The organism is Viridibacillus sp. d25.2 (assembly GCF_055456015.2).
The window spans coordinates 66773-91660 of the sequence record NZ_CM196652.1; the positions used below are offsets into that span (position 1 = coordinate 66773).

Below are 24888 nucleotides of genomic sequence, written 5' to 3' on the forward strand. Positions count from 1 at the left end.
TAATTTACATCTCCTTTTTGCTTAGTTCAATTTGTTTCTGAAGCTCTTCAATTCTATTTTCTAAAGTTGAACAGCGATCCTCTACTGGATCCGGAATATTTTGGTGATCTAGTTTTTGCCTATTCTCTACTTTGATACCGTCTTGAATGACGATTTTCCCTGGAATACCGACGACAGTAGCATTAGGTGGTACAGCTTTTAACACAACAGAACCTGCACCGATTTTGCTATTTGCACCGACAGTTATAGAACCAAGTACCTTTGCACCTGTTGCAACAAGTACATTATCTTCTAGTGTTGGATGGCGTTTACCCTTCTCTTTCCCTGTACCACCAAGTGTGACTCCTTGATATAAGGTAACATCATTACCAATTTCACAAGTCTCACCAATAACAACCCCCATACCATGGTCAATAAAGAAACGACGGCCAATTTTGGCACCAGGGTGAATTTCAATCCCTGTGAAAAACCTACTTACTTGAGAGATAAAACGCGCCATGAAATAAAATTTCCGCTTGTAAAAAGCATGTGCAACGCGGTGTCCCCATACCGCATGCAAACCAGAATAAGTTAGCACAACTTCCAAGGTGCTACGTGCAGCCGGATCATTTTCAAAAATCGTCGCAACATCTTCCCTAATAGTTTTGAACATATATTCAAAGCTCCCCTCTTTTTTCAAAATAAAAACGCCTCTGCCCTATAGGACAGAGACGCTGGATATGCGCGGTTCCACTCTGGTTGGAAGCATTTAAAGAAACACTTCCCGCTTAAAGTCTATAACGGTGACTTACCGACTAAGCCTACTTAACGTTCAACTTAGTGCTCAGAGGTGCATTTCTGTATTACATTGGCTCAGACCACTTTCAGCCGGTGATGGTCTTCTCTAAAGAGCTTGTTCTACATACTTCTCCTCTTCAACGCTTTTATATCGATAGTAGCTTCATTTTACAATGAAGCTAGAAAAAAGCAAACTAAATTACTTGATGAATTGTTCGACACGTTTAATGACAGTTTCTTTACCTAGTAATGCGATTGAGTTTGGAAGTTCTGGGCCATGCATTTCACCTGTTGTAGCAACGCGGATAGGCATGAATAGATTTTTACCTTTGTGACCAGTTTCCTTTTGTACCGCTTTAATAGCCGCTTTAATAGCTCCTGGTTCAAAATCTTCCAATCCTTCTAATTGTACTTTGAATGAAGCCATTACTTCAGAAACTTGTTCGCCAGCTAATACTTCTTTTTCTTCTTCATTGTATGCAAGTTCCTCCGTAAAGAACAATCGAGATAACTCAACAATTTCAGCACCGAAGCTCAATTGCTCATGATATAGGCCGATTAAATCAGATGCCCAAACACGTTGTTCTTCAGTTAAATCAGCTGATAATAGACCTGCTTTTTGTAAATGTGGTAACGCAAGTTCTACAACTTCTTCATGTGATAATTTTTTAATGTATTGGTTGTTCATCCATGTTAATTTTTGTTTATCAAACATAGATGGTGATTTTGAAAGACGTTTTTCATCAAATAGACGGATAAAATCTTCTTTAGAGAAAATTTCTTCTTCACCTTCTGGTGACCAACCTAATAAACCGAAGAAATTGAACATTGCTTCTGGTAAATAACCAAGATCACGATATTGTGATACGAATTGGATAATTGATTCATCACGTTTTGACAATTTTTTGTGATTTTCGTTAACGATTAAAGTCATATGGCCGTAGCTTGGTGCTTCCCAACCAAATGCATCAAAAATCATTAATTGTTTTGGTGTATTTGATAAATGCTCTTCACCGCGGAATACATGAGTCATTTCCATGAAGTGATCGTCTAATACAACTGCATAGTTGTAAGTTGGGATACCATTTGCTTTGACAAGTACCCAGTCACCAACGTCTTTAGATTCAAATGATACCTCACCTCGAACTAAATCGTTGAATTTGTATGTAACGCCTTCAGGGACGCGCATACGAATTGTGAACGCTTCACCAGCAGCCTCTTTAGCTACGGCTTCTTCAGCAGATAAGTGACGGCATTTCCCATTGTACATCGGAGCAGCTACACCACTTGACTTTTGAACTTCGCGATCAGCTTCTAATTCTTCTGAAGTACAGAAGCATTTGTAAGCCATACCTTTTTCAATTAATTGATTCGCATGGTCACGATAGATATCTAAACGCTCCATTTGACGATATGGAGCGTATGGTCCACCAATATCAACTGATTCGTCATACTCCATACCTAACCATTTTAAGTTATCTAATTGAGAAGCTTCGCCGCCCTCGATATTACGTTCAATATCTGTATCTTCAATACGAACGATGAAATCTCCATTATGGTGTCTAGCGTACAAGTAGTTAAATAAAGCTGTACGTGCGCCACCAATGTGTAAATGTCCTGTTGGGCTTGGTGCATAACGAACACGAACTTTTTTAGTCATGATAAAATCCTCCTAGTTTCCTGCAAAAATTCACTTCGTTCATTTTACCACTGCAAGTTTAAAATTTAAAGGAAGTCATTTTTTTATTAGTAAAATGGTCGCCATTGAAGCAATTCCTTCTTCGCGGCCTGTGAATCCAAGTTTTTCAGTTGTTGTTGCTTTAACATTCACTTGGCTAGGTTCTGCATTCAAAAGTTCCGCAATTCGATTACGCATAGTTTCAATATACGGTGCCATTTTAGGACGTTGTGCCATAATTGTACAATCCACGTTACCAAGTACGTATCCTTTGTTTTCAACGATTTTCCAAATGTATTCTAATAACTTTGCTGAATCAGCATCTTTAAATGCAGGATCTGTGTCTGGAAAATGACGACCAATATCCCCTTCACCGATTGCCCCCAAAGCAGCGTCTGTTATTGTGTGCAATAAAACATCAGCATCTGAATGGCCTACTAATCCTTTTTCATGAGGAATTGTAATACCTCCGATAATTAGTGGTCGACCTTCTTCAAATGCATGTACATCAAAACCTTGTCCTACTCGAAACATAGTTATCCTCCTATACGTTGGCTTATAATAGCCTCTCCAAATACTAAATCTTCTTTTGTTGTTATCTTAACGTTGTCGTAGCCACTTTCAACAATATGGACGACTTGTCCTAGACGTTCGACTAACATAGCCTCATCTGTCCCTAAGAATTGATCCTTTTCAGCAGCTTGTTCAGCTTCTTGTAAAATTGAAAACTGGAATGCTTGAGGTGTTTGAATCATCCATAAGTTTGAACGGTCAACCGTCTCTACTATGACCCCATTTACTACCGTTTTCATCGTATCCTTTGCACGTACCCCCGCAATTGCTGAACCTTTTTCTTCCGCAGCAGCTACTAGTTTATGAATAACTGGAATTGTGATAAATGGTCTAGCTGCGTCATGAACGAGTACAATTTCACCATCTTCTATTTTTTTAACGCAAGAATAAACGCTATCTTGACGTTCTGCGCCACCATCCGGTAGTGCTTTTACTTTTTTAATATTATATTTTGTAAGGAGTGATCCAATATATTCTCGCTCTTCAGGCTTCACCGCTAACCAAATACCTTTACATGCAAAGTCCTGTTCAAAGACCTCAAGTGTGTGAATTAAAATCGGCTTTTCACGCAGTTCTAAAAACAGCTTGTTATGTCCTGCGCCCATACGCTTACCGCTACCAGCTGCAGGTAAAATAACATCATATTGCTTCAAAATTTTCACGTCCTACTCATGGAAAAGGACAAGGCAAAATGCCCTGTCTCTTTTTGTTTTCTATTAAGCTGCTTTACCACTATTTTTTGGTTTAGCAAAAATCATACGACCAGCAGATGTTTGTAAAACACTTGTCACAACGACTACAATTGCTTGGCCAATATAGGATTTCCCTTCCTCTACGACAATCATCGTACCGTCATCTAAATAAGCGACACCTTGATTGTGTTCCTTACCATCCTTAATTACAACTACATGCATTTCTTCACCTGGAATAACAACAGGCTTCACAGCATTCGCTAAGTCATTAATATTCAGGACGGCAACATTGTGAAGATCACATACTTTATTTAAATTAAAGTCGTTAGTTAAAATTTGCCCACTCATTTTTTTTGCTAAACGCACTAATTTTAGATCTACTTCTTGAATATCATCAAAATCCACTTCTGTAATCAAAATATCCGTTGCTCGTTCATCTTGTAAAGTCCTTAAAATATCAAGACCTCGGCGACCGCGGGTACGTTTCAGTGTATCTGACGAATCCGCAATATGTTGTAATTCTGTTAATACAAACTGTGGAACGACTAATGTACCTTCTATAAAACCAGTTCTCGAAATATCAGCAATACGCCCATCAATAATAACACTCGTATCAAGTAGCTTATAAGAAGTTTCCGGCGTTTCTTGAACCACTTCATCAGTGCTTTTCTTTTTAGATAAATTACTTACTCTAGCTGCTGAAAACGCCTGAAGCAATTCATCACGTTTTTTAAAACCTACCTGGAATCCTAAATATCCAAGAACAATAGATAATAATATTGGTACCACCGTCGTTATAGGAATTATTTGGATACTATCAATTGAAAAGCTAATGAAATACGCCACAATTAATCCTACAATTAACCCTAACGTGCCAAATAACAAATCACCCACTGGAGCTTTCAATAACTTGTCTTCCATCCAACGAATAAATCGGACACAGGAATCGGAAAATAAAAATGAAAATGCAAATAAAATGAATGCGCCGATTGCAACGGATACATACGGATTATTTAGCCATGGGTTTGAGGATAAATGAATGATTTCGTATAATGGCGGTAAAAATAATAAACCCAGCGTACCTCCGATAAATAAGAAAGCAACTTGAATAACTATTTTCAACAAAATGAACACCTCCTTCATAGTTTTAATTATACATAGTTTCCCTTTTATTTGCTCGGCAAACCCCTTGTACAAATTAAATCAATTAAATAACGTATATTTTCTGCTTTTTACTATCAATAATCTAGAAAAATCGGATTTTTACACAAAAAATTTAATTTATAAATTAAACAAAATATGCTCTTTACAACAGAAATCCCTCTCGTTAATGACCATCCTTCAGTCAAATGTGACATCGCTGTGTCACACAATTTGAAATCGGTTACAATCTTCATATTCGAGAAAATTTACAACACAGAACAGGAGGATTGTTATGAATCAAACCAAGGATATTAAAATTACAACAGCAGACCCATCGGGCATCGGGCTTTTCGGACTAGCAATTGTTACACTTGTGGCTTCATCTCAAAAATTAGGATGGACTGAAGGTGTAGGACTAGTCATTCCCTGGGCAATATTCCTAGGCGGTATCGCACAATTTTATGCCTCTATACTAGATTCTAAACATAATAATACATTCGGAACTACTGCTTTTGGAGCTTATGGACTTTTTTGGATGGCAGTAGCTACATCTTGGTTTGTTCAATCGGGAACCTTTGGATTAACTCTTCAAGAAAGCGCGGATGTACATCAACTAGGGTTCGTATACATAGGATACCTTGTTTTCACAATCTTTATGACGATTGGTGCTTTAGAAACAAATAAAGTACTATTCTTCATTTTCTTCTTAATCAATTTCTTGTTCGCTGGTTTATCATTAAGTTCGCTAGGCATCATGGAACACGGTATGCACCTTCTAGCTGCTTATTCTGAGTTTGGTATTGCAATCTTATCTCTATATGGAGCTGGTGCAAATGTTTTGAACAAACATTTTGGTTTCGAATTTTTACCTTTAGGTAAACCTTTCGGAATTATTACTAAACCTATAGAAAAAGAAAACGCCTCTCAATTACAAACCAATAACCAATCATTTTAAAAAAGGAGACGGCCAATGGGCCGTCTCTTTCATTGATTTCATCATAAATCGCGGAAGCAAAGTTTCAGTGCTTCGTTTACTGTTTCTACCCCCACTATTTCAATACCTGCTGGGAAATCCCAACCTCCTATGTTAGATGCCGGAACAATCGCACGTTTAAAGCCAAGCTTAGCAGCTTCTTGCACACGTTGCTCTACACGTGATACGCGACGAACTTCACCCGTTAAGCCTACTTCGCCTATAACACAGTCTCCTGCATTCACAGCACGGTCTTGATAGCTTGAAACAATACTTGTTAAAACTGCTAAATCAATTGCAGGTTCATCTAACTTCACACCACCCGCCACTTTAATATACGCATCTTGAGCTTGTAGTAGCATACCCATACGTTTTTCAAGTACAGCCATCAATAACGACACACGATTTTGATCAATGCCTGTAGCCATGCGTTTCGGATAGTTAAAACTTGAAGGAGTCACTAAAGCTTGGATTTCAACTAGAATTGGGCGTGTCCCTTCCATTGAAGCAACGACACTAGAACCCGCAGCCCCTTGCGATCGTTCTTGCAAGAACAGTTCTGAGGGATTCAACACTTCTTTTAAACCACCCTGTAACATCTCAAAGATGGCAATTTCATTCGTTGACCCAAAGCGGTTTTTTTGACTACGTAGTATTCTATACGTATGATGACGCTCCCCTTCAAAGTAAAGAACCGTATCTACCATATGCTCTAATATACGCGGACCTGCTATTTGCCCTTCTTTTGTTACATGCCCAACAAGGAAAATGGCAATATTTTTTGTTTTAGCAATACGCATCAGCTCGGCTGTACATTCACGTACTTGTGAAACGCTACCTGGTGCAGATGTTACTTCTGGATGATGCACAGTTTGAATGGAGTCAACTATGACAAATTTTGGTTGAACCTCTTCTATTGTTTGGTTTAAAAACTCCAAATTCGTTTCAGAATAAATATATAACTCCGCAGACTTTACGCCCAATCGCTCTGCACGTAATTTTGTTTGACGGATAGATTCCTCACCTGAAATATAGAGAACTCGATGACCTTTATTAGAAAGTAACGCGGAAACTTGTAAAAGCAGTGTAGATTTACCGATCCCTGGATCACCACCAATTAACACTAAAGAACCTGGAACTACTCCTCCACCAAGTACACGATTTAATTCATTTAGTTCAGTTTCAACTCTCGGTGCGTCTTCTGTTTCAATCGAAATAATTGGCATAGCTTTTTGAGAAGTGTTTGATGAATGTTGGAACGCTCCTCTAGGCCCTTTAGAAATCACTTCAACTTCTTCCACCATCTTATTCCATTCACCACACCCTGGACATCTCCCCATCCATTTAGGTGATTCATAGCCACAAGAATTACATAAAAATTTCGTTTTCTTTTTAACCATATTTCCTCCTACTAATACTTCTATTGTTCTCTCTATTATAAAACAAGGCACTCCAAACATGTTGTTCGGAATGCCCTGTTTGCTCAGACTTTTGATGAATTAAGTAGCAATCTACTGAACTCCATCATTAGAATGAATTATTTTGTTACAAGTTCTTTAATATTAACAACGAACTCATCATTCTCGACATCGAAAATGACACGCTGGCCTGTTAGTACAGTACCTTTTAAAATCTCTTCAGATAGACGGTCCTCAACATGCTTTTGTAACGCTCGACGTAATGGACGGGCACCATATTGTGGATCATAGCCTTCTTTAGCGATTTTCTCTAATGCTAAGTCAGATAACTCTAATTCGATATGTTGTTCTTGTAATCGCTTAGTTAACTGTTTTGCCATAAGTGCAACGATTTTTGTTAATTCTTCTTTTTGTAATGCATGGAAAACAATCATTTCATCAATACGGTTTAAAAACTCCGGACGGAATGCTTTTTTCAATTCCGCCATTGTAACGCTCTTATTATCTTTGTGTATGTCTTTTGCATTAGCAGAGCTAAAGCCGAGTGATTTTCTATATTGAAGTTCTGAAGCTCCTACATTTGATGTCATAATAACAACTGTATTTCTAAAGTCCACTACGCGTCCTTTAGAATCTGTTAGACGACCATCTTCTAATACTTGCAATAGAATATTGAAGACATCTGGATGTGCTTTCTCAATTTCATCAAGTAAGATTACAGAATAAGGCTTACGACGAACTTTTTCTGTTAACTGGCCACCCTCTTCAAACCCAACATAGCCTGGAGGTGAACCGACAAGTCTTGAAGTCGAATGTTTTTCCATGTACTCAGACATATCAACGCGAATCATGGAATCTTCATCACCAAACATTACTTCTGCTAACGCACGAGCAAGTTCCGTTTTACCAACACCGGTTGGTCCAAGGAAAATAAATGAACCAATTGGACGCTTCGGATCTTTTAACCCCGCGCGTGCACGGCGAATAGCTCTAGAGATGGCTTCAACTGCCTCAGTTTGACCGATGAGGCGTTTATGCAGTTCGTCTTCAAGATTAAGTAACTTAGCAGACTCCTCTTGTGCTAACTTCGATACTGGTATTCCGGTCCAGACAGAGACTACTTCAGCAACATCATTTACAGTTACTTTAGATTCTTCTTTACCCTGCTTTTCTTTCCACGTTTTCTTTGTAGACTCTAATTCTTCTTTTAATTTTTGTTCAGTATCGCGAAGCGAAGCGGCTTTTTCAAATTCTTGACTTTGAACAGATGCGTTCTTCTCTGAACGAATTGCTTCTAGCCTTTGCTCGAGTTCTTTTAAGTTTGGAGGTGTTGTATAAGAACGTAAGCGTACTTTAGAACCTGCTTCATCGATTAAATCAATAGCCTTATCTGGTAAGAAGCGGTCCGAAATATAACGATCTGACATTTTTGCTGCCGCATCAATGGCCTCATCCGTTATTTTCACACGGTGATGCGCTTCGTAACGATCACGCAAACCTTTAATAATTTGGATGGCTTCCTCAACAGTTGGTTCATCTACTTGAATAGGTTGGAAACGGCGTTCCAACGCAGCATCTTTTTCGATGTATTTACGGTATTCATCCAATGTCGTAGCACCAATACATTGTAATTCTCCGCGAGCTAAAGATGGCTTCAAGATGTTCGATGCATCAATAGCGCCTTCTGCTCCACCTGCACCAATTAATGTGTGTAGTTCATCTATAAAGAGAATAACATTGCCAGCTTGACGAATTTCATCCATTACTTTTTTCAACCGGTCTTCAAATTCACCACGGTATTTAGTGCCCGCTACAACTGTTCCCATATCAAGCGTCATAACGCGTTTATCACGTAAAATTTCAGGTACCTCATTGTTGACAATTTGTTGAGCTAAGCCTTCAGCAATTGCCGTTTTACCTACACCTGGTTCCCCAATTAGAACTGGGTTGTTTTTGGTCCTGCGAGATAACACCTCAATAACTCGTGTAATTTCTTTACTACGGCCAATTACTGGATCTAAGCTACCGTCTCTTGCAACTTGAGTCAAATCACGTGCCAAGCTATCTAAAGTTGGTGTACTTGCTGCTTGTGTAGCGCTATTTGCATTTTGTGCATGATCATGGCTACCTAGTAGCTGTAGAACCTGTTGACGCGCTTTGTTCAAACTAACTCCTGAATTATTTAAAACACGTGCTGCTACGCCTTCTCCTTCACGAATAAGGGCTAATAATAAGTGCTCTGTACCGATATACGAGTGACCTAGTTTACGTGATTCATCGACAGATAGTTCGATTACTTTTTTTGCACGAGGTGTGTAGTGTACGATTGGACCAACGTCTTTTGTACCAACACCCACTAACTCCTCAATGCCTTCTTCTATCATTCCAGAGCTAATATCAATTGCTTCAAGCGCTTTAGCCGCTATACCGCCACCTTCACGAATTAAGCCAAGTAAAATGTGCTCTGTACCGATTGATTCGTGTTTCATACGAATTGCCTCTTCTTGTGCTAGTTGAAGCACCTTTTGTGCGCGTTGAGTAAATCGATTAAACATCATAAGTATCCTCTCCCTCTTCGTCAGAATGACCTTTTTTTAATTCTCTATTGCATTGCAATCGTTCTCGCAACAAACTTGCTCGATATACATCTCGTTCATTTGCTTGAAGAGTAGTACCTGCATGTTGTTGCAAAAAACCCGGCTGCATATAAAGCATACACTCGTTCAAAATAGCAATAGGTATATTCTGGATTATACCCAAATATATACCTAAACGAACGTTAGATAAACAATTTGCAGCTTCTTCGCTCGTTAATATTCTGGCATATAGTAAAGTTCCTAAAGAACGATTGAGACGATCAGCTAAAGCAATTGACGCATGCTCTATTAATGCTGTACGTGCTTCAGTCTCTTTTTGAATAATTTGTTCAGTTACACTTTGCAAATCTAATAAAATATCCTTTTCTGACTTACCAAGTGTGATTTGATTGGAGATTTGATAATAATTGCCGACTGATTCCGTTCCCTCACCATACATTCCTCTCACAACCATACCAAGTCGTGGCATCGTGCTTATGAGAGAACTGATTTGGTTCGTCATAGTTAATGCGGGTAGATGCATCATAATAGACGCTCTTAAACCTGTTCCTGTATTTGTAGGGCAACTTGTCAAATAACCAAAAGTATCGTCAAAAGCATACGGTAGATGGTGCTCTAATAGTCGATCAATTTGATCGGCACTTTCATACGCTTTTGCTAGTTGTAACCCCGGCTGCAAACACTGAATACGAATATGATCCTCCTCATTAATCATTACGCTTATCGATTCATCTTTTGACAATAAAACCGATCCGACTCTCTCCTTATCCGCTAGCTGAGGACTGATTAAATGCTTTTCTACTAATACTTTACGCTGTAACGCTGGCATGTCATGCAAAGAAAAGTAAGAGAACTGAAAATGTTCTTCTTCATCTGCATCAATCAAGACATTTGAAACAGCTTTATCAATTTGCATTGCCTCTTCATCAGAAAATGCTCTTGGAAAACGGAAATCCGTTAGGTTACGCGCTAATCTGATGCGAGTGCTCATGACTATATCACCATATTGCCCTTCTTCTTGCATCCAATTAGTTGTTGGATTGTGTAAAAAGTGCTCAATGTTCATCTTGAGACTCACCTCCAACTTGTAACTTTTTTTCAAGAGCACGGACATTATCCCGCATAGTCGCTGCATCTTCAAACCGCTCTTCTTCTATGGCCACTTTCATATCCATACGAATCGCCTCAATTTGTCTTTTTAATTGATACAACTCATTAATAGAACCTGGCACTTTTCCAACGTGTTCCACGGCTCCATTATGCAAACGTTTTAAGACCTGAGGTAACTGCTCCTTAAAAGTTTCATAACAGCTAGGGCAATTAAATTTACCCTCATTCAAAAATTGATGATATGTCATACCACATTCCGGACAAATCTCATGTTCCTGTGCTTTCTGTTCGTTTACATTTGGTGCTGCAACTGACCAACTCGGTGTACCAAACCAATTTGAAAAAAGTTTATGCATTGAAATTGGATCGGCATTAAAGTCGAGGTTCAAATGGAAAGAATCAAGTTCTTTATTGCACACTTCACAGAAATGCCTTGTCGTTTTTTTACCATTCTTCATTTGTGTCACCGTGATAGTGGCCGGTCTTTGTTTACAGTTTTCACAAATCATACCCTCGCACCTCTTTTACAATTGCTTGTCATATTTTATAGTCAGTAGCATTGCTTGTAGGATACGCGCACGTAGCTCATCACGTACCGGTAAATTTATTCTTAACACAGAACGATCAAGAGCTGCTAGCATCATTTTAGCTTCTCTTTTCGTAATTACGCCTTCGTCAATTAAACGGAAAATCAAATCATCCGTCATAGTTTGTGAAGCACCTTCATCTACTTGCTCAATCACTTGATTAATTAAATCTGCTTTTGAACTAGCTTTGACGCGCAAAATCCGTATATATCCTCCACCGCCACGTTTACTTTCAACTAAATAGCCACGCTCTGCGGTAAATCGTGTATTTATAACATAATTAATTTGAGAGGGTACGCATTGAAATTTATCAGCAATTTCACTTCGTTTAATCTCAATATGTCCTTCTCCACCTAATTCGATAACCTCTTTCAAATAACCTTCTATTATGTCAGAGATATTACGCATTTCAAATTCCACCTCGCTTGCATCACTGACTTTGACTATCTTTGACTATATTTGAATATATTATACACAGCCTATTAAAAATCACGCAATTTAAATGCTCACCTAATTGCTTTTCACTTGTTCAGCTTCGACTGACATCTAAAATTGGAACGCTAAAATCCGCTATTTTTTACTATTCTACCCATGTTTAAACTATTAAAAAACCGCGATAGCAAAAAAGCTATCGCGGTTTTATCGTATTAATACCATTTCCCAACAATCGGGTAATCCCAATCTGTATCATTAAGAGCCTTCACAATACCTATTACTGGTACGACCACAGTCATAATCAAAAAAACCACTAAGAATGGAAGTCCAATTAATAAAAAACTAAAGATGCCTGAAACAACGACTAATGCCCACATAACAAATTGGAACAATAACGCTTGAATAGACAAACGTTTAATTTGTTTATCGTCAATAAATATATAGAATAGGATTGGCAATAATAATGGAGCAAAAAATGCACTTGCATGAAGAATTACTTTTAATCCTTTAGATTCCAATTAGAGCAACTCACTTTCATTTTTTTATACTTCTTATCTATGTATACGATTAAAAAATCCATTAGTTTCATATTCAATTCAAAAAAAGGAACATTATTATTATCCTTGCGTCCTCTGTAGTAACGAACAAAAAGGAGGAGTATTCCTTTGAAAAAAGTATTGTTATTCATCGGAAGTATCGCGCTATGCTTAATCATTTTCATTGCAATGCCATATTGTTTATTGAAAAATTCATTTTCTAATGATTGCGAAACTAAAACTTCTTCATGCTCTAAAACCATAGAGCATAAAATAAAAATCATCAACTCAATCAGTGATTCGGATTTGCTACATCAAGATACTATTGAAAATTCGACCGAAAAAAGTAGGAATCAAATTGTTTTGAAGTTTCTCCAAACCGACAACTAAATTCTACAATATATAAAAGAGGGTCGCTATATAGAAGCGCCCTCTTTACTATTTATACAATATTCAACGTCTCTCCGTGACAATATGATGCCATTTATGAGAGGATAGTTATATATTAGTTGAAACGAGGACTATCTATGATTCGAACCCTTGGCATTACTAACAATCAAGAACTAAAAATGGATTTTCCACTAGAAGAAATAAGCAATAACTCTTTTGAATGGTATTGGATTGATTTTGATGAACCCACAGTACAAGAAGAACTGCTACTTAGTACATTCTTTCACTTCCATCCACTAGCTATTGAAGACTGTTTAATGCGTTTACAACGGCCAAAGCTCGATTACTATGACGACTACCAATTTTTGGTTTTACATAAATTAAATGAGAATACCTTTGAAGCTGAAGAGGTTAACATGTTCGTTTCCAAGAAATTTGTAGTAACTTTTCATAAATCGCCAGTAAATGAATTTGATATCGTCCGTTCACGTTTACAAGATCAGCCTCAGAACTGGGAACGCGGTGCTATTTTCGTGACTTACCAAGCAATAGATAAAATCGTTGATAGTTACTTCCCTATGGTCTACAACATTGAAGACCATTTAAATACAATTGACGACGAACTAAATTACCAAAGTAACGCTAAATCAATGCGCTATGTGTTTGACTTAAGAAGTGATTTACTCCATATTCGACGTACTATTTTACCAATGCGAGACCTATTATATCGTATTTTAAACTCCGAACGCTTTGCACTGATTAAAACTGAACGGGCTTACTTTGGCGATATCCATGACCACCTCATCAAACTAACTGAAATGGTCGAATCTAATCGCGAACTTACGGCAGATATGCGGGATAGTCATATGTCGATGAATGCAAGCCGCATGAATGGCATTATGATGATTTTAACTATTATTTCCTCAATCTTCATTCCATTGACCTTTATAGCAGGCGTTTACGGTATGAACTTTGAGAATATGCCTGAACTACATTGGCATTACAGTTACTTTATCGTTCTAAGCATAATGATTTTCATTGCCGTATTCATGTTAGTTTGGTTCAAATACAAAGGCTGGTTTGACCTATTTAAACCATAAAAAATGCAGGCTCCTCACAATTGGTGAAGAGTCTGCATTTTCACTTTAGTCCATCATCTTTAGCATCTTTTAAGCCAAATAAAACAAAAGAAATTACACCTGAAAATAATGCTGCACCAGCTGCTATCATTATACGAGAGTTCATAGGAACCTCTGTATAATCTTTATTCAATAACATCATTGCTGATACCACTACAACAGCCATTATTGGTAAAGCAAATTTCATTCCACGTTTACGATCCATTGACCAATACATCCTTTTCTCCAAGACATTTCTTATATTGTAGCATGGACCCCCTATAAGAACACGGTGAAACAATATGTGACATCGATTGTTCACTTTTTTGTATCATCTTAAAAGGAACTTTTTCTACAAAAAGACCTTGCAAACCCTTACATCGTTACTTTATACCTTTAATTTTTACTTGAAATATCCCAATTTATTAATTAATTATTACTATATTCACATCAAAATGGTATATATATTATGTTTATAGATACGTTAAAAATGGTAGAATAGAATCATCATAAACTAAATTTCGCTAATAGTAGAATGGAGAAATTGACGTGTCAATTTGGACAATGAGAAAAACTAGTAAAGTAAAAGAACACTATTTTCAAACAGAACACTATATAAATCAAGTTACTTTAAATGTAACGAGACATCATGATATACAAAAACAATTTCAATTATTAGATCTAAAAAAACAAGATTTAGCTATCTTAAAACAACTACAACCATTAACACAGGAACTTATAACAGAAATGGTCGAGAAATTTTATGATTCTATCAGTCAATCAAACAATTTAATGAGTATTATTCAAAATCATTCTGAAATCAACAAGTTAAAAGTGACATTGTCACGCCATCTATCTGAAATGTTTGAATGTCATATTAATGACGCTTATATTGAACAACGCAAAGTTATAGCAAAGGTACATGTTCGTATAGGTTTACAATCTAAGTGGTATATTAATTCATTCCAGTCTTTAACTACATCTTTCATTCGTTTTGTTAATAGTTTGGAACTCGATACGAAAGAGTCTACTTTAGCAATTGAGGCATTTTCTAAGTTAATAAATCTCGAACAACAGCTAGTCATCGAGGCTTATGAAAACGAACAAGACCGCGTAAGAGAGAAATCGGATAAAACAAAACAAAAGGTTGTTAACTCAGTTCAAAGCACGGCACAAGAGCTATGTGCAATTAGTCAAGAAACAACAGCCTCACTACAATCTTTAGCTAGCCAATCAGATGATATTGCACAATCAACGCAACAAGGATTAACGTTTGTTACTTCTACTCAAGAAAAGTCTGATAGTGGCAGAGAACTATTAGATGCGCAAACAAAATTGATGAACAAAATGTCTGCAAGTGTCTCATTATTAGATGGAACAATGAATAGATTACGTATTTCATCCAATGAAATCACACAAATTGTACGTCTAGTAACAGACATTGCCGATCAAACCAATTTACTTGCATTAAACGCTTCAATTGAAGCAGCACGTGCTGGTGAACATGGTAAAGGTTTCGCTGTCGTAGCTGACGAGGTACGTAAATTAGCTGAGGAAACAAAAAGTGCTGTTCACAATGTCTCACTTCTTATCAAGGATACCGAAAATAACATCGAGAATATGTCAACTTCAGTTAAGGATGTTGATGTTCAAATCTCCAAAGGTGTTGAAATGCAAAGTGACCTTTCACAATCATTCAATATTATCGCTGAAGCGGTTGCAGGTATAAAAGAGAAAAATGAAAATACAACAAAAGACATTACTAGTATTTCTCGTCTACTTGAGGATTTGAGCCAGGGAGCTGCTCAAGTATCTGCATCATCTGATCATTTAATTGAAATTACGAGCCAACTAAATTAAGAAAACAGGCTGTTCGCCATGAAAAGTCATAGTGAACAGCCTGTTTTTTTATTTTTGATAAAATTTCTTTATTCCATAAAAGCCACCAAATACAAATATAGCTCCAACAAAAATGATAGCTATAATACACATCATTTCTGACATCTTTTTACGCTGTAACATCTCGTTTGGTGAAAACAATATAACTAATTGCCATGAAAATGACTACGTAAACTGATAACACTACAAGTGCAAGTGACATTGTTGTACCTTCAACAAATGCAGTACCATATACAAATTGCGTTAAATCCGTATACGTAAAGAATAAGTATTTTACAAATTCATATTTGCTTAAGAGGAGTACAACATTACTTCCCATAAACCATAGGAACATTGAAATACCAATTGCTAATGCATTTGAACGGAAAACAGACCCAATCATAAAGGCAAATGTTGCAGTTACAAAAATATTAACTGATGAAATTAAATATAAATACAATGAACGTAGCCAGATCGACTGTTCTACTACTTCACTGCCATTCCATTTCAAGTAACCTACACCACTTGAATCAAATAGTATAAGACCAACAATTACAGAGAAAATCCAAGTGACTGCTGCCATTACTATCCCGAATAATAAAACCGTAGCAAACTTAGATGTAAGTATTTTCCAACGATTTACTGGTCGCGTTAATAACATTTTAATTGTACCTTCTGAAAACTCAATTGCTACAATTCCAGCCGCAATAACGACAACAAACATAGTAACTACCGCCAATATACCATGAGAGCCTAACACAAAGCTTTCCATACTCGTTTCATCTTCAGGTGCAATATCATTCTTCAGGCGATATTCTGATATACTATTTTTTTCGACTATATCTTCTTTTTCATCTTTAGATAGACCAGCTTCTTTTAGCGTTTTTTCATTCTCGGCAATAGTAACCTTTTCTTGTTCTTGCCAACTCAACTTCGGTGCATCTTTCCCTTCAGCCTTTTCTGTAGTCACGGCTCCACCAGTTGAATCATCCGCCGAACTATCCATAGACGATATCCACTTATTTATCCCACCCATACCAATTACTAGTACAATTAGCATAATTAACATAATCCAAGTGGCTTTTTTACGCCACAACTTCATCCACTCATTTTGAATTAGTTTCAGCAATTTGGCCACCTCCTGTCATTTCTAAGAATTGATCTTCTAATGTTTTATGATAAGGATTTACCGCATAGATATTAATATCACTAGCAACAAGTGCCTGCACAATTGCTGGAATTTGTGTTTTCTCAGCCTGTACGAGCCATCCTTTCTCATGCTGTTCAAAAACAATACCTGCATCAGCAAAGACTGTCGTGATATTAGCATTTTGTTCCGTTTCAATATAGTAATTTGACTGCTCGTCATTATTCATTTCACGCATATCAATCAGCTTACCATTTTGAATAACTGCAATTCTGTCACACATTAATTCTATTTCAGAGAGTAAGTGACTTGATACGAAAACAGAGACACCTTCCTCCTCCGCAATTTTACGTAAATAGTTACGGAATTCTCGAATACCCGCTGGATCCAAGCCATTCGTAGGTTCATCTAATATTAAAAACTTAGGTTTATTTAGCAAAGCCTGTGCTAAACCTAAACGTTGACGCATCCCTAACGAATACGTCGATACTTTTTCACGAATACGCTTTTCTAAACCTACTTGACGAATAACTTCATCAATTCGCTCTTTTGTTACGTTTTTATTCATACGTGCAAAGTGTTCAAGGTTTTTATAGCCCGATAAGTATTTATACATCTCAGGATTTTCTACGATTACACCTACTTTGCTAATCGCTTCCTCAAAATGCCTTTGTACCGACTGGCCATCGATGAAAACCTCCCCGCTCGTTGGCTTCATAAGACCTACCATCATACGAATTGTTGTCGTTTTCCCCGCTCCGTTTGGTCCTAAAAATCCCGTAATTTGACCGGGATACAAAGCTAAATTTAAATCATGGATAATCTTCTTACCTTTAATTGTTTTTGATAAATTTTTTAGTTCAACAATTGGTTTATTGTCCAACTTTGTCACCTTCCTTCAATAAATTTTTCAACCATGTAATCGTATCTTGGTTGTATACTTCACGGATGTTTTCAATTTCTTCCTTAGCCACTATTTGTCCTTTTTGAAGAACGATAATACTATCTAACAAAGGTTCAACTTCCCTAATTTCATGGGTAGAAAGGAATATTGTTTGTGTTTCTGAATCTGTAAATTGAATAAGCCCTTTAATCAAATTCTCGCGTACGAGTGGGTCAAAACCAGAGAATGGTTCATCCATTAAATAATAAGATGCATCTCGCCCTAGTGTAGCTGCCATTTTCAAACGCCCACGATTACCCTTTGACATATTCCTCAGCTTTACATCTAATGGAGTATTCAAAAACTTTGCGACAATACAAGCTTTGTCATAATGGAAATCTACGAATTGTGAGTCGTAATAACGGAAAAGTTCCTCTCCAGTAAAGTAAGGATAAAACAAATCTAAGTCAGGTAAGTAAGCGATATGCTCGGCACTCCCTCGATTGGCTTTTCTACCATCTAATTGTACTCTGCCGCTCGTAGGATGTAATAAACCAGCAATTATTCTTAACAGCGTAGATTTACCACTACCATTTTCTCCAGCTAACCCAATAATTTTTCCATTTGGGATAGTAAAAGAAACATCGGCTAACACGGTTTTTTTTCCGTATTTTTTTGTGATTTTATCAACTGTTATCATACTTACTCACCTCGTTCCTTTGATTGCAATACCTCTATAATTTCCTTTTGAGTAAAGCCTAATGACTCTATACTGTGAATGAAACTTTCAACTAAACCTAACTTCATCTCTTCACGTAGTTCAGCTAGTCGCTCACGATTTTCCGTTACGAATGTACCTTGACCACGCTTCGTTTCCGTAATACCCAATTGCTCCAACTCCTTGTATACGCGCTGCATTGTATTCGCATTAACGCCGACTTCAACAGCATATTCCCGAACTGATGGAAGGCGATCTCCCGACTTTAAACTTCCACGAATAATATCACCACATATACGATTCACGAGCTGTTGATAAATTGGTTTATCCTTCAAAAAGTCTGCTGTCATCGTTGTTCAACTCCTCGATCAAACCACTTTAATGCGATAACGTAGAAGAGAACTGTTACGATGGAATAAAATAGAATGGATCCCAAATAAAGATTTCCTAGTAAACCAGGTATTTCCGTAATCTTAAGTACCACTTTCCGAAATGAAGTTAAAGGGATTTCTAACGTATTAACCCACTTTTCCACCCGTGCTAGCTCTAACATTTTTGGCCAAAGTAAAGTAGCTATCATTCCAACCACAACGGTAATAAACCCAGTGAAATTCCCAGTGTACGGTTTTATTTTCATATGGAAAATCCATAACAATAACACAGCAACAAACATAAACAATGAGTTTGATACGAGTAGTAATAGAAGGTAAATACCAAGTAAAGTTAACTCTCCTAACTCGGCAATATGGCTAGCTACTAGCAAAGTAATACCCGATACACCCAACACCACAAACACGGCAACCTCAAAAAGGATACTAAAGGCAATTTTAGAGCTTATGATTTGCCCTGTTGAAGCTGGCGTATGCAACCATACATCTACTCTTTTTGCATCTTGATTTAAACTGATGCAAAATTGAATCAATACTATAAAACTCACTAATAGTACCCAAATCCCAGTTATTACAATTGCAATTTCTGCATATTTGCCCTCCAAAGGAAAAACCTTCATTAGCCCTATTGGTACCAGGAGAATTGTCACAACTGTAGCTAATATAACTCCCCATATCCAAGAACGGTATAATAACCATTCCCTTCGAAATAGGCCTTTCCATTTTTCCATAAGTATACCTCACATGTTCTAGTGTACTAGATATATAGTACACCAGAACATGGATAAAATGCAAGTAATTTTGTAAACTAATTTCCAAACACCTTGTTCTTATGTTATCTCGCTAATCGCCCCACGCCTTGCTACCACTACCTTAACCTCATCCTAAAATGGCATCAATTGCTCTCCGTATTTGCTTTTCTTTATCTTCTGTCATTTCGAAACGCTTCAAAAGTTCATCGTTAGTAGTAATCACTTGATTCAATGTCTGTTCTACATGCTTTTGTGATGATTTAATACGTGAGTGCAATGACCATTCGGAGAAAATATCATCAAACACATAGTCCGCAAATGTAATAAATGAACCTCGCTCAACTTGTAAGTTTTCAACTTGGACTTCCTTCACATCCAATAGTTCTGTTTGGAAATTTTGAAGTGCGACCTGCGCTTTATGGATAGCATTTTCTGTATCATCTAATTCACCATGTTTTAAAGCGGTCGCAATAAACCCACCACCTAAAAACGTATCCCATGTTGAATAACCTTCAGCATTGTCTAAACGTTTCAGTGCAAACTGCAGTGATCTCTTCGCTACATCTCCGGCTTTTATTGCCTCTTCTATTTCCCGTTGTAAAGTCGTTAGTAACGATCTTTCTTCATACAACTCTCCCAATAGACGACACTCTGGCAAATTATTTTTGAAAATGAATTCTTCCTTCTCCTTAATAATTGCACTCCATCTATCATCGATATTTTGCCACTTAGGATTATTAAGTTCCGTTTGTATTTCAGATAAATCAGCTTGTATCGTCTCTTCCATCATCTGAGCTTCACGCCACTTTGCTTCTGCTGCTGTCATTTCAGACAATTCCTTTAATCGGATTTCATCCTGCTTGCCTGTCCACGTTCTGAACATATTTAAAAATGAAAAGCGGTCTAGCTTATCGACATCCTTTGTTTCTTTCTGTAACTTTCTATAATATCTTCCTGCCCTTATACCAATTTCTTCTAGTTGTTCTTGGAGTGCAGTTTGGCGGCGCAAAACTTTATCTCTTTTATCCATCTCAAACTTTAATTCCGCCTGATGATCATCTAGTTGTTGTAACATCTATTTAACCTCCCGAAATTACCTTTTATTAACATACGAAAAAGATAGTGAAATAGTTTCATTTATTTTGATAAACTAAAAGAATAATCGCGGGAGGGTGATCGTATTGGTTACTTTATATATTACAAGACATGGTCAAACGGAGTGGAATTTAGAGAAGCGGATGCAGGGCTGGTCTGACTCTCCTTTAACAAAAAAAGGGCGTCTAGATGCGGAAAAATTAGGGGATAAATTGAAAAAGATTCCCTTTTCTGCAGCATATATTAGTCCAAGTGGACGTACTGTGCAAACCGCTGAAATTCTTTTAAAGGGACGAGAAGTAACTACTATTCTAGACGAGGATTTACGAGAGATTAATGCGGGTGAATGGCAAGGAATGACTTTAAGTACTATTGAATCCAAATTCCCTTCCCAATATGCTACTTATTATGAACAACCCGAGAATTTTAAAGCTACTTCAGGGGAGAGTTTTCACGATGTAGAAAAGCGGGTTCTTTCAGCGTTAGATCGGATAATTAAAGCCGAACACGATGGAAATGTTTTAATCGTCACACATAGTGTTGTAAAGAAATTACTTATCAATTATTTTAAAGGAAATCCATTAAACTCTTTATGGGCTCCCCCTTTTATACATGGTACGAGCTTAACCGTTGTAGAAATAAATAGTGACGGACAAGCAACTTTGAAAATCATTGGTGATACTTCACATTTTGAATAAAAAAACCGTCCTTCTGCACGTAGACTCATGCATGAAGGACGTTTTTTTAGTGAGGCATTAAGCGTTTTGCTTTACGGTGCTCGCGACGTGCAGGGCCAGATTCGAATAATCGTTTTTCTGCTTCTGTTTCTGGGAACACGCCTGGTACCGGAACAGGTCTACCATTTTCATCGACTGCAACCATTGTCACAAAAGATTCCGTTGTTAACTTTTGTTCGCCTGTTAATAAATTGCGAGAAATTACACGTACATAAACTTCCATAGAAGAACGACCAGTAGTAGTTACTACACTTTCTAGCTCTAGAACATCTCCAACATGTGCTGGCGATACGAAATCAACTGAATCAATAGAAGCTGTAACAACTGCGCTTTTTGCATGCTTCATGGATGTAATCGCAGCAATTTCGTCAATATAAGCTAAAACTTTTCCTCCGAAAATAGAATTCATGTGATTTGTATCAGGGGGAAGAACTAATTTCGATTGTATAGTACGTGACTGACTCATCGGGATTGCTTCTGTCATTTTCTAAACACTCTCCTAAATCTTTTTTATTTCTAAAGTTTATTTTAAAGTTAATGCATTTATTTTTCTACAATTCAGACAAAAATAATATTCCAAACTATAAATGACAATTTTACTAACTTAAAATAACTTGAGAAAAACGGGCTTATTCGACTAATAATGCTAATAATTATAGATTATTTTCCATAGCTTCTCCACACATAGCCGCTTGTATTCTAAAAGGTAGGATTATGTTATTTTAAAGACCTGTATTTACCGTAATAAATTTCAATTCTGTCATATCTTCTACTGCAAATTTAACTCCTTCACGCCCATAACCACTCATTTTCACGCCACCATACGGCATATTATCAGTGCGGAATGTGGGAATATCATTAATAATAACAGCTCCTGCCTCTAATTCATCCGCAGCACGCATAGCATCGTCTAGCATATTAGTGAAAATCCCTGCATTCAAACCAAGGTCAGATGCGTTCAATAAATCGATTGCTTTGTCGAATGTTTCATATGGAACAATCGACACAATCGGTGCAAATACTTCTTGACAAACTACCTTCATATCAGATTCGACATTCATCATGACGGTTGGTGTCATAATACGTTCAGTAAATGTTCCGCCAGTTGCAACGATTGCTCCTTGGGCTTTTGCTTCTTCAATCCATGCTGCAATTCTTGATACTTCTTTCGGATTAATCATTGCACTGACATCCGTTAACCTATCAAACGGATCACCCACTACTAATTTGTCCGTTTCTGCTATAAATGCCTTTGTGAATTCATTGTAAATCGATTCATGAACAAAAATGCGTTGCAACGAAATACAAACTTGTCCAGCAAAGCCAAATGCACCGTTCACACAGCGTCCTACAATTTTTTCAATCGGTGCACTTGGTTCTATAATTAACCCAGCATTTGAACCTAGTTCAAGTGTAATTTTACGTAAGCCGACCTGTTCTTTTATTTTTAAACCAACAGATCCACTTCCCGTGAATGTTACTTTTTTTACTGCTGGATTTGTAACAAGCTCTTCACTTAGTTCACTTCCGCTACCCGTGACGATTTGAAGCACACCATTTGGTAAACCTGCTTCTTCAAAAATTTCTGCCATCACGATACTGCTTAATGGTGTTTGCGTTGCTGGCTTTAAGACAACCGTATTTCCTACAGCAAAAGCTGGCCCTAATTTATGTGCCACAAGATTAAACGGAAAGTTAAATGGTGTAATAGCAGAAATAACACCAAGAGGCACCCTCTTCGTCCAACCAATTCTGTTTGTTACCCCAGGTGCTGCATCCATCGGTACTGTCACACCATGTAATTGTTTGGCTTCCTCTGCCGCAAATTGATAGGTAGCAATGGTACGATCTAACTCACCTAGACTTGCTGTAATTGGTTTTCCTGCCTCAAATGTCAAGATTTCTGCTAATTCTTCACGGCGTCTGCGCATAATTTCAACGACACGATATAAAATTTCAGCTCTTTCATATGCAGTTGTTTTTTTAAAAGATTGAAATGCCTTATGTGCTCCTTCTATAGCACGTTTCACATCTGTTGGTGTTGCCTTTGCCACTTTCGCAATTACTTCACCACTATACGGAGATTGTAGTTTATAGCTCTCTGCTGTATCTTGCCAACTTCCATCTATCCAAAGTTTTGTTTCTTTCATTTTAGATACCTCCTATATCTCGATTACTACTCCTCTCCATGTTAACACTATTTTTTTACTCCATTGTAAAAACGCTCTTAACTATCACCAGCGCTGTTTGCTGCAGTAGATGAACTGACAATCACTGCTGTTGAAATCATCGCAGCTTGCTGAGCCTGTAGAATAGATTCTATTGAGGTGAGTACTGTCATTGTCGCTCCAGTTTGTGTTTCAATTAAATGCTTTGTTTCAAACTGAACTGCAATTGGTAAAATCATCTCTTTATAACCCCATTTAAAGAGCTTCATCTGTTCAAGGTCGTAATAGACATCAACAATTTGTTGTAGGAGTTCATCTTTCGCACCAATAGCTCCCAACAAACCAATTACCATATAATGCGATCTTTTTAATTTAATACCCGCACTTTTCAAATAATCACGTACATACAACACACTTTCCGTAAGTTGGCGGTTATAGCTAGAACTTGTAATGGTCATAATTTGTGATGTCCATTGTAATTCATCACTACTATAAAAACGATTACCCTTTAAATCTTTAAAGTAATCATTCATCGTCGTTGCACGTTCTTGTAAATCTCCTTCTTGTTGACTTAGTAGCACAGCAAAAGGGATATCTTCATGTGACGTAAGGAAAGGGTGATGCTTTCGAATGTTGTCGTAAAGCTCTTTTCCCTTACACGCTTGTTCCTTTTCTGGTATACCATCTGCATTGATAAAAAGAGCTGCTAGATAGGAATACATCGATCGTTTAAATCCTGCTTGCTTCAAGACTTCTTCTCGCGCTATTAATTGTCCAACTGCTGTACTTGGCAACTCATCTGTGCTATCTAAGAAAGCAACCATACTATGATGCACATAGGACCTTAGAGGTGATAATAATTTTGTCTGCTTTTTAATTTCATCTGATATTTCTATAAATCTTTTTGCGTTAAAAGCGCGTCCGGTTGTGACATAATAGCTAGCGATAGAGATTAAAAAACGCTTATCTACACTCCAGCTCACCGCATTTTTTAATCTATCATAAGTATCTTGTAAATCCTGCTTCACATGCATCATTTCCATAATATTCATCTCCTTTTTTTATTTTACGTATTAGTTAATTGATGGTTTCAT

General features: G+C 37.2%; 25 protein-coding genes and 1 other annotated feature. Of the genes, 4 read left to right on the forward strand and 21 right to left on the reverse strand.

What is annotated here, in order from left to right; all coding sequences use genetic code 11:
• Window positions 1-4: 4 nt before the first annotated feature.
• The 5 genes from cysE to ACZLO7_RS00410 form a co-directional block, all read right to left on the reverse strand.
• Window positions 5-652 carry a serine O-acetyltransferase gene (cysE, locus tag ACZLO7_RS00390; protein ID WP_464939400.1) on the reverse strand — a complete coding sequence of 216 codons (648 nt, stop codon included), beginning with the start codon at window positions 650-652 and terminating at the stop codon, window positions 5-7.
• A 51-nt stretch (window positions 653-703) separates the two neighbouring features.
• Window positions 704-927 (reverse strand) — a binding site (T-box leader).
• A 49-nt stretch (window positions 928-976) separates the two neighbouring features.
• Window positions 977-2437 carry a glutamate--tRNA ligase gene (gene gltX, locus ACZLO7_RS00395; RefSeq protein ID WP_464939401.1) on the reverse strand — a complete coding sequence of 487 codons (1461 nt, stop codon included), beginning with the start codon at window positions 2435-2437 and terminating at the stop codon, window positions 977-979.
• A gap of 75 nt (window positions 2438-2512) precedes the next feature.
• On the reverse strand, window positions 2513-2989 hold the full coding sequence (ispF, locus tag ACZLO7_RS00400; protein ID WP_464939402.1) for a 2-C-methyl-D-erythritol 2,4-cyclodiphosphate synthase: 477 nt from the start codon (window positions 2987-2989) through the stop codon (window positions 2513-2515).
• A gap of 2 nt (window positions 2990-2991) precedes the next feature.
• A complete protein-coding gene (gene ispD / locus ACZLO7_RS00405) occupies window positions 2992-3681 on the reverse strand; it encodes a 2-C-methyl-D-erythritol 4-phosphate cytidylyltransferase (protein ID WP_464939403.1) in 690 nt (229 codons plus the stop codon).
• A gap of 63 nt (window positions 3682-3744) precedes the next feature.
• Complete coding sequence (locus ACZLO7_RS00410; RefSeq protein WP_464939404.1) at window positions 3745-4845, reverse strand: PIN/TRAM domain-containing protein; 1101 nt, start codon at window positions 4843-4845, stop codon at window positions 3745-3747.
• A gap of 310 nt (window positions 4846-5155) precedes the next feature.
• On the opposite strand from ACZLO7_RS00410, the gene ACZLO7_RS00415 reads away from it, so the two are divergent.
• Window positions 5156-5818, forward strand: a complete 663-nt coding sequence (locus ACZLO7_RS00415) for an acetate uptake transporter (protein ID WP_464939405.1) — start codon at window positions 5156-5158, stop codon at window positions 5816-5818.
• Between the two features lie 41 nt (window positions 5819-5859).
• On the opposite strand, the gene radA is transcribed toward ACZLO7_RS00415, so the two are convergent.
• From radA to ACZLO7_RS00445, 6 genes are all read right to left on the reverse strand, one after another.
• The gene (gene radA / locus ACZLO7_RS00420) at window positions 5860-7236 is read right to left on the reverse strand and encodes a DNA repair protein RadA (RefSeq protein ID WP_464939406.1); all 1377 of its coding nucleotides are present in this window, start codon (window positions 7234-7236) and stop codon (window positions 5860-5862) included.
• 137 nt (window positions 7237-7373) lie between these two features.
• Complete coding sequence (locus tag ACZLO7_RS00425; protein WP_464939407.1) at window positions 7374-9812, reverse strand: ATP-dependent Clp protease ATP-binding subunit; 2439 nt, start codon at window positions 9810-9812, stop codon at window positions 7374-7376.
• Window positions 9802-10917, reverse strand: coding sequence for a protein-arginine kinase McsB (gene mcsB / locus ACZLO7_RS00430; protein ID WP_464939408.1), 1116 nt, complete (start codon window positions 10915-10917; stop codon window positions 9802-9804). Before mcsB ends, ACZLO7_RS00425 begins: the two co-directional genes overlap by 11 nt.
• Window positions 10907-11419 carry a UvrB/UvrC motif-containing protein gene (locus ACZLO7_RS00435; protein WP_511261375.1) on the reverse strand — a complete coding sequence of 171 codons (513 nt, stop codon included), beginning with the start codon at window positions 11417-11419 and terminating at the stop codon, window positions 10907-10909. Before ACZLO7_RS00435 ends, mcsB begins: the two co-directional genes overlap by 11 nt.
• A gap of 66 nt (window positions 11420-11485) precedes the next feature.
• Window positions 11486-11956 carry a CtsR family transcriptional regulator gene (locus ACZLO7_RS00440; protein ID WP_464939410.1) on the reverse strand — a complete coding sequence of 157 codons (471 nt, stop codon included), beginning with the start codon at window positions 11954-11956 and terminating at the stop codon, window positions 11486-11488.
• Window positions 11957-12195: 239 nt separating this feature from the next.
• Complete coding sequence (locus ACZLO7_RS00445) at window positions 12196-12501, reverse strand: magnetosome magnetite crystal formation protein family (protein ID WP_427752918.1); 306 nt, start codon at window positions 12499-12501, stop codon at window positions 12196-12198.
• A 545-nt stretch (window positions 12502-13046) separates the two neighbouring features.
• Here ACZLO7_RS00445 and corA point away from each other — a divergent pair.
• The gene (corA, locus tag ACZLO7_RS00450) at window positions 13047-14009 is read left to right on the forward strand and encodes a magnesium/cobalt transporter CorA (protein WP_464939411.1); all 963 of its coding nucleotides are present in this window, start codon (window positions 13047-13049) and stop codon (window positions 14007-14009) included.
• 40 nt (window positions 14010-14049) lie between these two features.
• Here corA and ACZLO7_RS00455 read toward each other — a convergent pair whose 3' ends face one another.
• On the reverse strand, window positions 14050-14253 hold the full coding sequence (locus ACZLO7_RS00455) for a hypothetical protein (RefSeq protein WP_427752915.1): 204 nt from the start codon (window positions 14251-14253) through the stop codon (window positions 14050-14052).
• A 323-nt stretch (window positions 14254-14576) separates the two neighbouring features.
• Here ACZLO7_RS00455 and ACZLO7_RS00460 point away from each other — a divergent pair, with 323 nt between their 5' ends.
• Complete coding sequence (locus tag ACZLO7_RS00460) at window positions 14577-15887, forward strand: protoglobin domain-containing protein (RefSeq protein ID WP_464939412.1); 1311 nt, start codon at window positions 14577-14579, stop codon at window positions 15885-15887.
• Window positions 15888-16035: 148 nt separating this feature from the next.
• On the opposite strand, the gene ACZLO7_RS00465 is transcribed toward ACZLO7_RS00460, so the two are convergent.
• From ACZLO7_RS00465 to ACZLO7_RS00490, 6 genes are all read right to left on the reverse strand, one after another.
• On the reverse strand, window positions 16036-17034 hold the full coding sequence (locus ACZLO7_RS00465; protein WP_464939413.1) for a DUF2705 family protein: 999 nt from the start codon (window positions 17032-17034) through the stop codon (window positions 16036-16038).
• Window positions 17012-17935: an ABC transporter ATP-binding protein gene (locus ACZLO7_RS00470; protein WP_464939414.1), complete on the reverse strand. Its 924-nt coding sequence runs from the start codon at window positions 17933-17935 to the stop codon at window positions 17012-17014. The genes ACZLO7_RS00465 and ACZLO7_RS00470 overlap by 23 nt, the downstream gene beginning before the upstream one ends.
• Window positions 17925-18635 (reverse strand): ABC transporter ATP-binding protein, encoded by a 711-nt coding sequence (locus tag ACZLO7_RS00475; protein WP_464939415.1) that lies wholly within the window; start codon window positions 18633-18635, stop codon window positions 17925-17927. Before ACZLO7_RS00475 ends, ACZLO7_RS00470 begins: the two co-directional genes overlap by 11 nt.
• 2 nt (window positions 18636-18637) lie before the next feature.
• Window positions 18638-19003: a GntR family transcriptional regulator gene (locus ACZLO7_RS00480; protein WP_464939416.1), complete on the reverse strand. Its 366-nt coding sequence runs from the start codon at window positions 19001-19003 to the stop codon at window positions 18638-18640.
• Window positions 19000-19773 (reverse strand): hypothetical protein, encoded by a 774-nt coding sequence (locus ACZLO7_RS00485; protein ID WP_464939417.1) that lies wholly within the window; start codon window positions 19771-19773, stop codon window positions 19000-19002. The genes ACZLO7_RS00480 and ACZLO7_RS00485 overlap by 4 nt, the downstream gene beginning before the upstream one ends.
• Window positions 19774-19921: 148 nt before the next feature.
• Window positions 19922-20869: a hypothetical protein gene (locus tag ACZLO7_RS00490; RefSeq protein WP_464939418.1), complete on the reverse strand. Its 948-nt coding sequence runs from the start codon at window positions 20867-20869 to the stop codon at window positions 19922-19924.
• Window positions 20870-20975: 106 nt separating this feature from the next.
• Here ACZLO7_RS00490 and ACZLO7_RS00495 point away from each other — a divergent pair, with 106 nt between their 5' ends.
• Window positions 20976-21587, forward strand: a complete 612-nt coding sequence (locus tag ACZLO7_RS00495; RefSeq protein ID WP_464939419.1) for a histidine phosphatase family protein — start codon at window positions 20976-20978, stop codon at window positions 21585-21587.
• 46 nt (window positions 21588-21633) lie between these two features.
• Here ACZLO7_RS00495 and ACZLO7_RS00500 read toward each other — a convergent pair whose 3' ends face one another.
• The 3 genes from ACZLO7_RS00500 to ACZLO7_RS00510 form a co-directional block, all read right to left on the reverse strand.
• Window positions 21634-22110, reverse strand: a complete 477-nt coding sequence (locus ACZLO7_RS00500; protein WP_464939420.1) for an acyl-CoA thioesterase — start codon at window positions 22108-22110, stop codon at window positions 21634-21636.
• Window positions 22111-22348: 238 nt separating this feature from the next.
• Window positions 22349-23776 carry an aldehyde dehydrogenase family protein gene (locus ACZLO7_RS00505; protein WP_464939421.1) on the reverse strand — a complete coding sequence of 476 codons (1428 nt, stop codon included), beginning with the start codon at window positions 23774-23776 and terminating at the stop codon, window positions 22349-22351.
• A gap of 77 nt (window positions 23777-23853) precedes the next feature.
• Window positions 23854-24837 carry a DUF4003 family protein gene (locus tag ACZLO7_RS00510; RefSeq protein WP_464939422.1) on the reverse strand — a complete coding sequence of 328 codons (984 nt, stop codon included), beginning with the start codon at window positions 24835-24837 and terminating at the stop codon, window positions 23854-23856.
• Window positions 24838-24888: the final 51 nt, after the last annotated feature.

Coding starts and splice junctions, on each gene's coding strand:
- cysE (WP_464939400.1), bottom strand. CDS start 652: ATGTTCAAAACTATTAGGGAAGATGTTGCGACGATTTTTGAAAATGAT.
- gltX (WP_464939401.1), bottom strand. CDS start 2,437: ATGACTAAAAAAGTTCGTGTTCGTTATGCACCAAGCCCAACAGGACAT.
- ispF (WP_464939402.1), bottom strand. CDS start 2,989: ATGTTTCGAGTAGGACAAGGTTTTGATGTACATGCATTTGAAGAAGGT.
- ACZLO7_RS00415 (WP_464939405.1), top strand. CDS start 5,156: ATGAATCAAACCAAGGATATTAAAATTACAACAGCAGACCCATCGGGC.
- radA (WP_464939406.1), bottom strand. CDS start 7,236: ATGGTTAAAAAGAAAACGAAATTTTTATGTAATTCTTGTGGCTATGAA.
- ACZLO7_RS00425 (WP_464939407.1), bottom strand. CDS start 9,812: ATGATGTTTAATCGATTTACTCAACGCGCACAAAAGGTGCTTCAACTA.
- mcsB (WP_464939408.1), bottom strand. CDS start 10,917: ATGAACATTGAGCACTTTTTACACAATCCAACAACTAATTGGATGCAA.
- ACZLO7_RS00435 (WP_511261375.1), bottom strand. CDS start 11,419: ATGAAGAATGGTAAAAAAACGACAAGGCATTTCTGTGAAGTGTGCAAT.
- ACZLO7_RS00440 (WP_464939410.1), bottom strand. CDS start 11,956: ATGCGTAATATCTCTGACATAATAGAAGGTTATTTGAAAGAGGTTATC.
- corA (WP_464939411.1), top strand. CDS start 13,047: ATGATTCGAACCCTTGGCATTACTAACAATCAAGAACTAAAAATGGAT.
- ACZLO7_RS00455 (WP_427752915.1), bottom strand. CDS start 14,253: ATGGATCGTAAACGTGGAATGAAATTTGCTTTACCAATAATGGCTGTT.
- ACZLO7_RS00475 (WP_464939415.1), bottom strand. CDS start 18,635: ATGATAACAGTTGATAAAATCACAAAAAAATACGGAAAAAAAACCGTG.
- ACZLO7_RS00480 (WP_464939416.1), bottom strand. CDS start 19,003: ATGACAGCAGACTTTTTGAAGGATAAACCAATTTATCAACAGCTCGTG.
- ACZLO7_RS00485 (WP_464939417.1), bottom strand. CDS start 19,773: ATGGAAAAATGGAAAGGCCTATTTCGAAGGGAATGGTTATTATACCGT.
- ACZLO7_RS00490 (WP_464939418.1), bottom strand. CDS start 20,869: ATGTTACAACAACTAGATGATCATCAGGCGGAATTAAAGTTTGAGATG.
- ACZLO7_RS00500 (WP_464939420.1), bottom strand. CDS start 22,110: ATGACAGAAGCAATCCCGATGAGTCAGTCACGTACTATACAATCGAAA.
- ACZLO7_RS00505 (WP_464939421.1), bottom strand. CDS start 23,776: ATGAAAGAAACAAAACTTTGGATAGATGGAAGTTGGCAAGATACAGCA.
- ACZLO7_RS00510 (WP_464939422.1), bottom strand. CDS start 24,837: ATGGAAATGATGCATGTGAAGCAGGATTTACAAGATACTTATGATAGA.